Source organism: Verrucomicrobiia bacterium (assembly GCA_019634635.1).
Lineage (GTDB): Bacteria > Verrucomicrobiota > Verrucomicrobiia > Limisphaerales > UBA9464 > UBA9464.
The window spans coordinates 159146-172894 of the sequence record JAHCBB010000001.1 but is presented as its reverse complement, the minus strand read 5'-3'; the positions used below and the strand labels follow the sequence as shown (position 1 = coordinate 172894).

The window sequence follows — 13749 nt, the reverse complement described above, 5'->3', positions numbered from 1 at the left end:
CCCGGCAAGTCCGGAAGTCTCGGCCGGCGACTTCGCGGCCCTGTTCCGGTGTTGAAACGCAAGCCCGGCCGATTTGTGATTGCCACAACTGCCATGAAAGACCGTCGTGCCCTGTACGACCCCTACATCCATTTCCGGGATGTGAACTGGCGCAAGGCCACGCTGCTGTGTCCGGATGCACTCCGGCAAGGTGGGTCCGCTGGCGCAATTGCTACGCGATCAGCAGGTCGCGCTGACCGTGGTGGCCAACGCCACCACTTCTGACAAATAAAAGGGGCGATTGTCCGGTTTCATCCCGGGCGGCCATCTATTGAGTGACGCGTGAGGACGGACGCCCAATTGCTGCAGGAGTATGCCAGGAGCGGTTCCGAACCCGCCTTTGGCGAGCTGGTGACCCGTCATGCCGGAATGGTCCACGCGGCGGCGCTGCGCCAAACGGGAAATCCGGACTGGGCCGAGGAAGTCACACAGGCGGTATTTGTTTTGCTGGCGCGCAAGGCGGGTTCTCTGTCGCCGGACACCATTCTGGCCGGCTGGTTGATGCGCGCGACGCGGTTTGCCGCATCCGATCTCCTGCGGGGCGAGCGTCGCCGTCTGGCCCGGGAAACCACCGCCTTTCAAATGAATGATCCCTCCGAATCCGGGTCCGCGTCCGAGTCCGGACGTCTTTGGGACCGCATCGCCCCGGTGCTCGACGCGTGCCTTGCCCGTCTGCGCGAAGGGGATCGGAATGCGCTCCTGCTCCGCTATTTCCAGAACCGCAGCCTCGCGGAGATTGGGGCGTCGCTCGGGATCGCGGAGGATGCGGCGCGAAAGCGGGTGACCCGTGCCCTGGACCGGCTGCGCTCCGAACTGGCTCGCGACGGCACCGTGGCATCGGTGGCCGCACTGCCGGACCTCCTCTTGCAGGAAGCGGCGCCCGCAGTGTCGGCACCCCTGGTCAAGTCCGCCGTTTCCGCCGCACTGGCATCGGCCGGACCCGATTCGGTGCGGGTCCTTGGACTGTCCAGATCCCTGGCCCGCGACATGAAATGGGCGGGGCTCAATGTGTGGTTCGCGACCGCCGGAGCCGCGGTGGCGCTGCTCGCGGCCACGTGGTGGGCAATCCCATCCCGGCCCGTTGCGTCCTCATCCGCGGAGGTGCTTGCGGATGGCGATTATCGGGCCGCAGGATTTCCGGATCCCCGGGTCGTCCATCGGTTTATCCGAGACCTGCAGCGGGACCTTCGGGCCGGGGATCGAGAACGGGTCGCGCGGAGCATCCGGTATCCATTGGCGGTTCGCGGGCGTGGCCTGGACGGCGTGGTGGCCGGGGAGGCCGCGGTCCTTGACGCCTTCGAGCGGCTGTTCACCGAGTCGGTGGCGGGGGAGATCCTCAAGTGCCCTGCGCAGCGACTGCACTGTACGGCCGACGGAGTGATGATCGGGAGCGGCTCCATCTGGATCGCTCCGGCCCCTGAATCCGGACACCCTCAAATCGCCTTGGTAAACCTGCCCTGATCGGGAACCGCATCCTCCATGAATCGCCCCCCATCCGTTGCCGATCCCGCCCGACGCCATCTGCAGGCGGGAGCCGGATTTACCGTCGTGGAACTGCTGGTGGTGATGGCGGTGGTCGGTATTCTGGGCGCACTACTGCTGCCCACGGTCAGCCGGACCCGGGCACAGGCGCGCGCTGTCCATTGCCTGTCCAACCTGCGGCAGCTCGGACTGGGCCTGCGGATGTACGCCGAGAGCGATCCGTTGGGACGCCTCCCGGCGGATCCGATTGGCGACAGCGCGCCGGCATGGGTGTTTGCCCTGACGCCCTTCATGGGTCCAGTGGACGGAGTACGGCTCTGTCCTTCCGACGCATTTCGGGAGGCCCGGCGGAAGTGGCAGCGGACCAGTTACGTCCGGAACCAGTTCACCGCGCGTGAACCGTTGGCCCCGGAGTCTTCGGAATTCAATCCGGGCGCCCCGGGCGTCGGTGGGCAGCCGCTGACCCTGAATCTTTCGACGTTGAAGTTGTCTTCGTACCGGCGTCCATCGGAAACGTTCCTGGCCTTCGAGGGATCGAATCTTGGGGTGGCTTTTCCGCCCCGCGCCACTGATTCCATGCCGGTACCGGCCGTTGACGACCATACGCATCCGGACACCTGGATCCTGGGATGGGCCCACGTGCTGGCCGACATTGATCCGGAACGTCACGGACACTCATCCAACTACCTCTTCGCCGACGGTCATGTCGCGGCGATCCCCTCGGCCGTCCTGCGTCGCCGGCTGGAATCGGGGGAGAATTTTGCGGTGATTCCCGAGTAAAGTGAGCCCATTGAAGATGAAACCCTTTGCGTGCCTCCTGCTCTGCCTCACGGGCTGGAGCCTGATCGTTCGTGGCGCGACGGATTCGACCTCCGGAGAGCCCCCCGGGCGCATGCCGCCGGTCATCAACGCGTCCCGTCCCGGGACCCGGGTTGAACCAGGTCTGCCCAACTCCATCCGGCCAGTGGCTGTGGATTGGGTGGAGACCGTGAACGGCGAGGCCGTGGAGGAAAATCCGGTCACCGACGGTCCGGACGGTCCCGCTGATGCGCTTCGGTTTTGGATCCACCGACGGGACAGTCTGGAGCACGACCTTCAGGTGTTCCATCAGATGGAGGGTGAGGCCTGGCCGGGCGAGGACTATCCCGCCCCTGCCGGTTTGGTGAACGTACCGGCTGGCAGTGACTGGGCCGACGTGGTGATTCAGCCCTGGGAAGACGGCCTGGAGGAGGGGGACGAGAGCGTGGTCCTCGCCCTCGCGCCATCGCCAGCCATGGGACCGTTGGAACCCTACCGGATTGATCTCCAACACGGTCGCGCACGCGCGGTGATTCGGGATTCGAAAGTCACCGTGCCGTCCATCCGAATCGCGCGACCCCAATCGGAATCGCGGTTTGCAGCCGGTCAGGATGTGGAAATTGCCGCCACGGCGGTGCATCCGGAGGCGGGCATCCACGCCCTTCAATTCCTTGCAGACGGCAGGGTGATCGGAGGCGTCGAATGTTGCTGCGATGACTGCCTCTGTACCGGTCCGATTCCCGGGCAGCCCTTTACAGGTCGGTTTGTCTGGCGAGGTGCATCTGCCGGAACTCACGTCCTGACGGCCCGCACCCCCCTCGCGCCTGACCGGATCCTGGAATCTGCGCCGAAGACGATTCACATCGTGGAGGCGTCCGCGGCCCGGCTCGAGATCGTCTCCCCACCCGACGGCGCCCTGCTGATGTCGGGGGTGCCGGTGGTGATTGAAACTGTTGGACAGGATCCCGCGGGCCTCGTCAGCCAGGTGGAATTCTTCGCCAATGGCCGGAAGATCGGTGAAAGCTGTTTCCTGTGCGTCGCATTCGGCGATTTCCCACCGGGCACGCCCCTGCGCAATCGCATTGAGTGGATCCCCGAGGGGCCTGGCGACTATGAGCTGATCGCCAATGGGCAATTTGGTCCGAACCCGCGGATCACTTCGCGGCCGGCAAGGGTGACCGTACAGCGGGAGACCGCTCCGGGACGCCTGACCATCGTTCGGCCTCGGGACGGTGAGCCGGTTGCCGCCGGCGTGCCAATCCCGGTAACCGCGGTCGGCATCGGCCGGTTTGGGGGCATCACCGACGTGCAGTTGCTGGTGGATGGCCTGCCCGTCGGAGAATCCCGGATGGTCTTCATTCGGCCGCCGCGTGTGGACGAACAGGTTTGGCATGAGTTTGAAGTCACTCTGGACCCGGGGCCGCACGTGCTCGTGGTCCAGGATCTGGTGCATCCAGCGTTGGTTTCGGATCCTGTCCTGGTGGTCGCTGGCGGGCTCGGGGAGGAACTTGCGTGGATCACGCCACCTGAGGGCGCGGCGTATGGGTTGGGACGGCCCATTGTTCTGGAGGTCGCGACGCGCGATCCGGACGGGCATCTGTTGCTGGTCGAGTTCTTTGCCAATGGTCGGAAGCTTGGTGAGTTCCCATATGAGTGTCCCCAGTACGAGCCGCGCCCGGGCGGTTTGATCCCGCACCAATTCGTCTGGCTGGATGCGCCCGCCGGCCGACAGGTTCTGATCGCAAGGGTGGTGCGCGCCGACGGCGCGGTCGTCGAATCGCCGGCGCGAAGCATCACCGTCGAGCGCGATGACGCCCCGACTTTGGAGGTTGTCCGGCAACTGCCGGGCGCCTACGAAGCCGGCGAGCCTTTTGCGGTCCGTCTCGTGGTCACGCCAGGGCCCGGCGTGGCCGCCTACGTCGTTGAGGAAATCCCGCCGTTCGCCCTGCCAGCACCGGGGATTCCCGGGCTCGACTCGCCGTTCTGGCGGGTGGTGAGCGTCAGCCACGACGGTGTGCTGGACCCGTTGACGGGCAAGGTGAAGTTCGGTCCATACCTGGACCGGCGGACCCGCACGCTGAGTTACCAGTTGGTTCCCAACATGACGGTGGATGTCGCCCACTTCGGGGGCGTGGGAGCTGCTGACGGAATTGCCGTGCCCATCGGCGGTGATCAGGAACTGCGGGGGCCCATCCGTCATCCCGCCGATCGCGAACCGGGCGACAACTCCCTGTCCGCTTCGGAGCTGACCGCCTACGCCGCGGCGTGGCGACTCGAGCAACCATGGTCTGCAGGGCCGAACCCGATCCCGGTGGACTACGTGACCCGCGCCGCAGCCCTGTGGAGGGGCGGTGAGCGCTACGTGTACGATCCGCGGGCCGGACCGCCGCCGTTCTGCTGGAGCAGTGGTGCGGAGCTTGCACCGTTGGAATGCCAAACTGTCAGCCTGCCGTTGGTTGGGGGACTCGCGTTGCGCACCGAGGAATCGCTCCCGGACGGGAGCCTTCGGGTGACAGTCCGGGTGATGCCTGCCCCTGGGGTCCGCGCATTTGCGGTGGAGGAGCATTCGGGCTCCGAAGTCGGGGTGATCGGCGTCACTCAGGACGGTGTGCCGAGTCCCGGCGGCGCCTTGCGCTGGGGCCCCTTCTTCGGCGCATCGCCGGTGGAATTGGCCTACCTGATCGCCCCCGGAAGCTCCGTCGGTATCCGCCGGGGTGTGGCGTCCTTTGATGGCCAGAACGTGCCGATCCATCAGGGCCAGGCGCCGCCAGACCCCGCGGGACCGGGGCGCGTGCGATTGGATCCCCTGCACGATGGTTCGCACCTCATCACCTTGGAATCGCCCACAGCGCCACCGGACGAATTTGAGCTCGAGGCCAGCAACGACCTCCTCCATTGGATTCCGGTCGGTCGCTTCTCCGCCACTGGCGCGGCCGGGTTGATCCGGCATGCGGGCCTTGGCGATGCCGGCGTGCGGTTTTATCGCGCGGTGCCGCGCTGAGCGAGGTCTGGGGGTCGGGCCCGGCCAGGACCGCAATCGCCCTCGAATCCTGCGCGTTGAAGCATTTGCCGGATAGCCTCGTTGGTGGCGCCCACCTTGGAGGCGGCGGCATGGAGATCCTCCGGATCCACGGGATACCAGTGACGGCGATCCGGCCGGCCGAGGCCCGCCAGGTTGACCGGCTCAATGGTCTGCGCGACGGCTTCTGAGAATTTCACCTCGGACACCGATGGTTCCAAGGACATCCGGATCACCGCGCGCGCCGCTTCCGCAAACCCTGGCCGACCATGGAGCAGAAATCCGGGTGCCAGATCCACCCGACCCAGACGGCGTGCAGTCTCCGAATAGATCGCTGCTGCGAAGTACAGCAACGCCAGTTGCCGAAAGATCGCGGGCCGACCGAGATTGTGGTGCAGGGCACCAATCATGGCGGCCGCGGCGTTCAGATCTGCGGCGGTGGCGGACTCATATTGCGAGGCCTCCAACGCGGTCGGTCCCCCGTCGCGACCCATCCAGAGGGCAATCCGGGCGATTCCAAGGAGGTTGAGGGAGAACCCGGTGGACATCAGGGGATCCACAAATCCCGCCGCCGAGGGCAACAGGGCCCAGCCCGGACCCGCCATTCGGGCGCAGCAATACGGCATGCGCTCCAGGTGGGTGAACCCGCGCACGGGGCGGGCGGTCTCAAACTGCCAGGCCAGGGAGGGATGCCTTTCCAGAAGCCGCCTCCAAGCGGCGGCGCCGTCCGCCATCCGAATCTGTGACGCCAACTCCGGCCGTGCGGAGCACCCGGCGCTGGTGAGACCGTTCCGGAATCGCAGCACCCAGACCCAGCCGCCGTCAAAGACATGATGCAGCGCCGCATCATCGGGTGGAAACGGCGGGGCGACCCCGGTGTCCTGCAGGAACTCCCATCGGCGCACGTCCTCAAAGTGGCTGAAGAGCCCCTGTGTTGCCGGATAGCCGGCCCACAACGATTCCGGCAGCGCAAGCGCTCGTGACAGGAAGCCCCGCGGGCCACTGGCGTCGAGCAGCCAGGTCGCCTGGAATCTGACGGAGCGGCCCGCCCTCCTCCCCGTCAATCGCACCTCGCTGGCCCCGAACTCCACCGTCTCCAGGTTCGTTTGATCCAAATACTCCGCCCCCATGGACACTGCTTCCTGCTGAAGCCAGTGGTCCACGTCCGGACGGTACCAATGGGTGTCCGCGATCGCATCCGAAGGGCTGGCCGCAACGAGCAGTTCGTTGGTGCGGTCCGGTTGCGGGGTCCACTCCCGCCCGGCCTCGTGATGGAAGAACGAGAAGCCCCGCTTCAGTCCGCATGCGATCTGCGGGTAGGACTGCTGCCAGGCGCCCCATCGTGTGAGGGGCAGCAGCCGGGGCAGATCGCAGGTCGCCGCCAGTTGCTCCAAGAGGTAGTTGGACAACGGGGTGGTGGATTCCCCGATGGCGAAACGCGGGTGCTGTCCGCGCTCGATCAGCACCACCCGGCGCCCCATCCGCCGCGCAATCATGGCCGCCAGCGAACCGCCAAACGCCGATCCGATGATGGCCACATCAAAGCACGCGTGCCCCACGGCCCGAGACTAACGGATCATCCCGCTCAAGGCGACGGCCGGGTGCCGTACGGGCGGGATGGATTCCGGCGTCGCCCGCCTAAACGTCGCAAACCCTCGCAGCGTTGCGCAGGGCAATCTCACGGTCCGGCCAGGTCGGGGCGAACTCCCGCGCCGCACGCCCGTTGTCTCCGATCACCAGCAGCGCTCTGATCACCGCAGGGTTGTTGCCCTCCCGGGCCTATCCACGCCGCTTGCGACCGAAACCCTTCGCCGCCGGCGCCTTGAGGGTCTTGAACTCCCGGGTCAGCTCCGTGAGGGACGCCTCGACCCCCATCCGCTCCAGGGAACTGGCGCCGACAAAGCCCACGGCATCGGTGCGCTGCAACACACGATCCGCATCGGCGGGTGTGTTGATCGGGCCGCCATGACACAGGAAAAAGATGTCCTTCCGGACCCGGGATGCGGCGTCCACGATCTCCTGGGTGCGCTTCAGGGTGAAATCCCAGCTCACCACCGCCCGCGTGACCCCGATGCTGCCGCCCACGGTCGTGCCCACATGGGCGATGATGGCGTCGGCACCCGCCCTGGCCATTTCGACGGCCTCCTCCGGCGTGGCGACGTACACGATGGAAAAGAGGTCCATCCGCCGGGCCAGTGCGACCATCTCGAACTCCTTCTTCACGCTCATGCCGGTCTCCTCAAGCACGCCGCGAAAGTGGCCGTCCACGATGGTGTGGGTCGGGAAGTTGTTCACGCCGCTGAAACCCATCTCCTTCACGCGGCCCAGCCAGTGCCACATCCGTCGCCGGGGGTCGGTGGCATGCACGCCGCAGATCACCGGCACCTCCTCGACCACGGGCAGGACTTCGTACTCGCCGATGTCCATGGCGATGGCGTTGGCGTCGCCATAGGCCATCAGCCCGCAGGTGGAGCCGTGACCCATCATGCGGAAGCGTCCGGAGTTGTAGATGATGATCAGATCCGCGCCGCCCTTCTCGATGAACTTGGCGCTGATGCCGGTGCCGGCGCCGGCGGCAATGATCGCCTGGCCGCGCTGCAGCGTGGCCATGAGGCGGTCGCGGACCTCCTTGCGGGTGTAGGGGTTTCCTTTGCCGGTCCAAGGGTTGGGCATGGTCAGGAATTCAGGAGTGATGCGTCAAAGACCCCGGGGTAGTAACCGAGGCGGCCGGTCCGCTTCCATGTCGCGAAACGATCAACAGCTACCCAAAATCAACCGACCCGCTCCCCCCGGGAGGAATCGCCGCAACAACGTCGGAGCACTTCGAAAGGTGCCTTCCGGCGGCCAAAAGCCTCCGGGCCGGATTCCAACCTCGCGTCCGCCGGCCCAAAGGGGCCACCGTTGGGCGGCATGAACGAAGGGCTGCCCATCGTCTATCTGGCACGACATGGCGAAACCGCCTGGAGTCTCAGCGGACAGCACACCGGCCTCACGGATCTTCCCCTCACCGACCGCGGGGAGCGCAACGCCCGCCGACTCGGCGTCCGGCTGGCGGCAGGTTCGTTCCCCCGGGTGTTCACCAGCCCGCTCCAACGAGCCCGCCGCACCTGCGAGCTTGCCGGGTTCGGTGCCGTCGCCACGGTGGATCCCGACCTGGTGGAATGGAACTACGGCGCGTACGAGGGACAGACCAGCGCCGAGATCCTCTCCGGGCGTCCGGACTGGGATCTCTTCACGCACGGCTGCCCGGGAGGCGAATCCCCGGAAGCGGTGGGGGCCCGGGCGGACCGGGTGGTTGCGCGGCTGCGGGAGTGTCCGGGCGACGTCCTGGTCTTTTCGAGCGGTCATTTCCTGAGAGTGCTGGCGACGCGCTGGCTTGGATTTCCCTCGGTTTCGCCCGCCCGTTTTTTTCTGCTCACCACCGCGAGCCTCTCCGCTTTAGGCTACGAGCATCGTCGCTCGCGGCCGGTGCTCCGGCTGTGGAATGATGTGTCCCATGCCGGCGATTGAACCGGCGGGGAAATTTCACCTTCAAGCAGCACCTCATCAATACTCCACGATGCAACTGGGAATGATCGGACTCGGGCGCATGGGCGCCAACATGGTCCGCCGGCTGATCCGCGGCGGACACGAATGCGTGGTGTACGACCGCGCGGCCGCCGCGGTGGATGCACTCACGCAGGAGCAGGCCGTGGGCGCCACGTCCCTGCCCGATTTTGTGGCCCGTCTTGAGAAACCGCGGGCGGTCTGGCTCATGGTGCCGGCAGCGGTCGTGGATGCCACGCTGGCCGACCTGGTGCCGTTGCTCGAGACCGGCGACGTCGTGATTGACGGCGGCAATTCGTATTACGTGGACGACCTCCGGCGCGCGAAGGATCTGGGGACGCGGAAGATCCACTATGTGGATGTCGGCACCAGCGGCGGCGTGTGGGGCCTGGAACGTGGCTATTGCATGATGATCGGGGGTGAGCCGGAGGCGGTCCGCCATCTGGATCCCCTGCTCGCCACCCTGGCCCCGGGGCGCGGCGAGGCCATTCCCCGGACGCCCGGACGCGAGTCGCTTGGCGGCACGGCGGAACAGGGCTACCTGCACTGCGGCCCGAACGGGGCCGGACACTTCGTGAAAATGGTGCACAACGGCATCGAGTACGGCCTCATGGCGGCCTACGCCGAGGGCCTCGGCGTCCTGCGCGATGCCAACATCGGAAAGCGCGAGCACGCCGAGGACGCCGAGACGACGCCGCTGCGCGACCCCTCCAGTTATCAGTACGACTTCAATCTGCGCGACATCGCCGAGGTGTGGCGTCGCGGGAGCGTGATCGCCTCCTGGCTGCTCGACCTGACGGCCGCCTCGCTGGTCGAGGATCCGGAACTCCGGCAGTTCGCCGGACGGGTCTCGGACTCCGGCGAGGGCCGGTGGACGATCAAGGCGGCCATTGACGAGGCCGTGCCGGTGCCGGTGTTGTCCGCAGCCCTCTACCAGCGGTTCGCGTCGCGGGGCGAAGCCGACTATCAGGACAAGCTGCTGTCGGCGATGCGGTTTCAATTCGGCGGTCACCACGAGAAGCCTGCGGCCTGATTTCCGGGACCATGAACGAAACCCATGCCGACGCCCTGGTCTTCTTCGGGGCCACCGGGGATCTGGCCTACAAGAAGATTTTCCCGTCGCTTCAAGCCATGCTGAAGCGGGGTCATCTGCAGGTGCCGGTGATCGGGGTGGCCAAGGCGGGATGGAATCTCGCGCAACTGAAGGCGCGGGCCCGGGAAAGCCTGGAAACGCACGGCGGGCTGGACCCGGAGGCCTACGACAGGCTGTGCGGGCTGCTGCGCTATGTGGACGGGGCGTACGAGGATGCCGCCACCTTCGACGCACTCCGGAAGATCCTCGGTGCGGCGCAACGTCCCGCCCACTACCTCGCCATCCCGCCGTCGCTGTTTGGCACCGTGGTGGAGCAGCTCGACCGCTCCGGCTGCGCGCCGCCAGGAGCGCGCGTGATCGTTGAAAAGCCGTTTGGACGTGACCTCGAGTCCGCCCGTCGGTTGAACGAGGTGCTGCTGCGCAGTTTCGAGGAGCGCCGGATCTTCCGCATTGACCACTATCTGGGGAAGCGGCCGGTCCACGACATGCTCTTCTTTCGGTTCTCCAACGCCTTCACCGAGCCGTTCTGGAACCGTCAGCACATCGAGAGCGTGCAAATCACCATGGCCGAGCAGTTCGGCATCCAGGGGCGCGGCGCCTTCTATGACGGCGTGGGCACGATCCGCGACGTGGTCCAGAACCACCTGTTCCAGGTGCTCGCAAACCTGGCGATGGAACCGCCGGTGCGCACCGACAGCGAATCCATCCGGGACGAAAAGGTGAAGGTGCTCCGCGCCATTCCGCCGCTGACACCGGACGACGTGGTCCGCGGGCAGTTCACAGGCTATCCGCGGGAACCGGGTGTCCGGGCGGGTTCAACCGTGGAGACGTTTGCCGCGATGCGGCTTGAGGTGGATTCGTGGCGCTGGCGCGGCGTACCCTTCCACCTGCGCGCCGGCAAATGCCTGCCCGTCACCTGCACCGAAATCCTCCTGCGCTTCCGTCAACCACCGACGATGTACCGGGCGCTTGACCTGTCCTCCAATCACGTCCGGCTCCGCATCAGCCCGCAATTCACCATCGGCATCACCTACAACACCCTCGCCCCGTTGTCGGCAACGACGGTGGAGCCCGCCGAAATGCTCGCCGTGGATCATCCGCCTGCGGATGACATGGATGCCTACGAACGGGTGCTTGGCGATGCCATGGCCGGGGATTCAACGCTGTTCGCGCGCGAGGACTATGTCGAGGAAGCGTGGCGCATCGTGGATCCGGTCCTGAAGGATTTCACCCCGGTCTTCGAATACGAGCCCGGCACCTGGGGCCCTCCCGAGGCCGCCGGCGTCGCGCCACCCGGCGGCTGGCAGAATCCGGTGATCGCCGCCTGATCCCATGGACCTCACCGTGCTTCCCGATCCCGACGCCGTGGCCACGGAGGCCGCACGCCGCATTGCCGTCGAGGCCCGGGCGTCGGTGGCGGCCCGCGGACGCTTTCTTGTGGCGGTCAGCGGGGGACGCACCCCGTGGCAGATGCTGCGTGCCCTCGCGAACGAATCCGTCCCGTGGCCGCAACTGGAAGTCCTTCAGGTGGATGAGCGAATCGCGCCGCCGGGAAGTCCGGAGCGCAACCTGACCCACCTGCGGGAGAGCCTGCTCTCCCACGCACCGCTGCGCCCGGAACAAATCCACGCCATGCCGGTCGAGTCCGCCGATCCTGATGCCGGTGCGGCGGCCTATTCGGAACTGTTGACGCGACTGGCCGGGGATCCGCCCGTGCTGGACCTCGTGCATCTGGGGCTCGGCGCCGATGGACACACGGCATCCCTGGTCCCCGGTGACGCCGTTCTGGGAGTCACCGACCGACCGGTCGCAGTTTGCGGAAACTACCAGGGCCGTCAGCGATGCACCCTGACCTATCCGATGCTGGACCGCGCGCGGCGGATCCTGTGGGTGGTCACCGGCGCGGAGAAGCAGGACGCATTGCGCCGGCTGTTGCTCGCCGATCCGGCGATCCCCGCGGGACGCGTCATGCAGGATGCCGCCGTGGTGCTGGCGGACGCCGCGGCGATGGGGCCATCCGTCCAATAACCATCGGGAATTCCATGCGTCTCGGACTTGCCACAGACCACGGAGGATTCGCCCTCAAGGAGGAGCTTGCGGTCCGGCTGCGCGGGTCGGGCCATTCGGTGGTGGACTTCGGCGCCACGACACTGAATCCCGAGGACGACTATCCGGACTTTGTGGTGCCCCTGGCCCGTGCCGTGGCGTCCGGCGAGGTGGACCGCGGGATTGCGATCTGCGGCAGCGGTGTCGGAGCCGCCGTTTGTGCCAACAAGGTCCCGGGCGTCCGGGCCTGCCTCATTCACGACCACTTTTCGGCACGGCAGGGCGTCGAGGACGATCACATGAACCTCCTCTGCATGGGCGGCCGCACCGTGGGGCCGGAAGTGGCCTGGGATCTGGTACAAGCTTTCCTCGCATCCCGGTACAGCGACGCGCCGCGGCATCTGCGCCGCCTCGGGAAGGTGGCTGCGCTGGAGCTGGAATCGGGCCCTACAGCAGGTGGCCCATGCGGTCCCGCTTCGTCTTAAGGTACCCGGCATTGTGCGGGTTGGCGGGCACCCGGATCGGGATCTGTTCCAGGATCTCCAGTCCGTACCCCTGCAGGCCGACCACCTTTTTCGGGTTATTGGTGAGCAACCGGATCGTCTTGAGCCCGAGATCGCATAACATCTGCGCTCCGACGCCGTAGTCGCGCAGATCCATCGGGAACCCGAGCTTCAGGTTGGCATCCACCGTGTCGAGCCCCTGCTCCTGAAGGCGGTAGGCCCGGAGCTTGGCGGGGAGCCCGATCCCACGCCCCTCCTGCCGCATGTAGAGCACCACGCCGCTCCCGGCCGCCTCGATCTGCTGCAGCGCGGCGTGGAGTTGCGGACCGCAGTCGCAGCGGCGGGATCCGAAGACATCACCGGTGAGGCACTCGCTGTGAACCCGCACCATCACCCCATCCTCCCCCCGCACGTCGCCCTTCACCAGGGCGAGGTGGTGCAGGCCGTCAATCTTCGAGCGGTACAGGTGCAGGGTGAACTCCCCGTAATCCGTCGGGAGGCGGACCACCTCCACGCGCTCAACCAGGCGCTCGGACGTCCGGCGGAACTGAATCAACTGCTCGATCGAACAGATCTTGAGTCCGTGCCGGCGGGCCATCCGGCGCAGCTCGGGGAGCCGGGCCATGGACCCGTTGTCGCTCATGATTTCACAGATCACGCCGACCGGACGGCATCCGGCAAGCCGCGCAAGATCCACGGCCGCCTCGGTGTGTCCGGCGCGCTGCAGCACGCCGCCCGATCGGGCCTTGAGCGGAAAGATGTGCCCAGGCTTCTTGAGGTCCTCGGCAATCGCCCGCGGGTCGGCCATCACCCGGATCGTGCGCGCCCGATCGGCGGCGCTGATCCCGGTCGTGATCCCTTGGGCGGCGTCCACACTCACCTGGAAGGCGGTCTGGAATGACTCGCGGTTCTGCGACACCATTTCCTCGACGCCCAGCTGGCGCAACCGGTCGTCCTCCGCGGGAACGCAGATCAGACCGCGGCCGAACCGGGCCATGAAATTGACGGCGGCCGGATTGACTTTTTGCGCCGCCATGACCAGGTCGCCCTCGTTCTCCCGGTCCTCGTCGTCCACCACGATCACCATGCGGCCACGACGGATGTCCGCCAGGACCGCCGCCAGATCATCAAACACACCCTTCTTCACACCGGCCGCAGGGTATCCCAAAGTCTCCCGGTTGACACGCAGCAAGCGGGCTGGATCGCCGCCCATGCCGGCATGC

11 protein-coding genes are annotated in these 13749 nt (G+C 66.6%); 8 read left to right on the top strand and 3 right to left on the bottom strand.

Going from position 1 to position 13749, the window contains the following annotated elements; genetic code table 11:
- The first annotated feature begins 321 nt into the window (after positions 1-321).
- Genes KF791_00735 through KF791_00725 form a run of 3 tightly spaced genes read left to right on the top strand, consistent with a single transcriptional unit; the run spans position 322 to position 5320 of the window.
- Positions 322-1500 carry a sigma-70 family RNA polymerase sigma factor gene (locus KF791_00735; protein ID MBX3731097.1) on the top strand — a complete coding sequence of 393 codons (1179 nt, stop codon included), beginning with the start codon at positions 322-324 and terminating at the stop codon, positions 1498-1500.
- Between the two features lie 18 nt (positions 1501-1518).
- A complete protein-coding gene (locus tag KF791_00730) occupies positions 1519-2301 on the top strand; it encodes a DUF1559 domain-containing protein (GenBank protein MBX3731096.1) in 783 nt (260 codons plus the stop codon).
- A 16-nt stretch (positions 2302-2317) separates the two neighbouring features.
- The gene (locus KF791_00725) at positions 2318-5320 is read left to right on the top strand and encodes a hypothetical protein (GenBank protein ID MBX3731095.1); all 3003 of its coding nucleotides are present in this window, start codon (positions 2318-2320) and stop codon (positions 5318-5320) included.
- Here KF791_00725 and KF791_00720 read toward each other — a convergent pair.
- Positions 5299-6897 carry a tryptophan 7-halogenase gene (locus KF791_00720; GenBank protein ID MBX3731094.1) on the bottom strand — a complete coding sequence of 533 codons (1599 nt, stop codon included), beginning with the start codon at positions 6895-6897 and terminating at the stop codon, positions 5299-5301. The two genes, KF791_00725 and KF791_00720, sit on opposite strands and share 22 nt — an antisense overlap.
- A 220-nt stretch (positions 6898-7117) precedes the next feature.
- A complete protein-coding gene (locus tag KF791_00715; GenBank protein MBX3731093.1) occupies positions 7118-8011 on the bottom strand; it encodes a phosphoenolpyruvate hydrolase family protein in 894 nt (297 codons plus the stop codon).
- A 237-nt stretch (positions 8012-8248) separates the two neighbouring features.
- On the opposite strand from KF791_00715, the gene KF791_00710 reads away from it, so the two are divergent.
- Genes KF791_00710 through KF791_00690 form a run of 5 tightly spaced genes read left to right on the top strand, consistent with a single transcriptional unit; the run spans position 8249 to position 12508 of the window.
- A complete protein-coding gene (locus tag KF791_00710) occupies positions 8249-8848 on the top strand; it encodes a histidine phosphatase family protein (protein ID MBX3731092.1) in 600 nt (199 codons plus the stop codon).
- A gap of 49 nt (positions 8849-8897) precedes the next feature.
- Positions 8898-9917, top strand: coding sequence for a decarboxylating 6-phosphogluconate dehydrogenase (gnd, locus tag KF791_00705; GenBank protein MBX3731091.1), 1020 nt, complete (start codon positions 8898-8900; stop codon positions 9915-9917).
- Positions 9918-9928: 11 nt separating this feature from the next.
- Positions 9929-11305, top strand: coding sequence for a glucose-6-phosphate dehydrogenase (zwf, locus tag KF791_00700; protein MBX3731090.1), 1377 nt, complete (start codon positions 9929-9931; stop codon positions 11303-11305).
- Positions 11306-11309: 4 nt separating this feature from the next.
- Positions 11310-12005, top strand: a complete 696-nt coding sequence (gene pgl / locus KF791_00695; protein ID MBX3731089.1) for a 6-phosphogluconolactonase — start codon at positions 11310-11312, stop codon at positions 12003-12005.
- 14 nt (positions 12006-12019) lie between these two features.
- The gene (locus KF791_00690) at positions 12020-12508 is read left to right on the top strand and encodes an RpiB/LacA/LacB family sugar-phosphate isomerase (protein ID MBX3731088.1); all 489 of its coding nucleotides are present in this window, start codon (positions 12020-12022) and stop codon (positions 12506-12508) included.
- Here the strand turns inward: KF791_00690 and KF791_00685 are convergent.
- Positions 12471-13739, bottom strand: a complete 1269-nt coding sequence (locus tag KF791_00685; protein MBX3731087.1) for a bifunctional 3,4-dihydroxy-2-butanone-4-phosphate synthase/GTP cyclohydrolase II — start codon at positions 13737-13739, stop codon at positions 12471-12473. The two genes, KF791_00690 and KF791_00685, sit on opposite strands and share 38 nt — an antisense overlap.
- Positions 13740-13749: the final 10 nt, after the last annotated feature.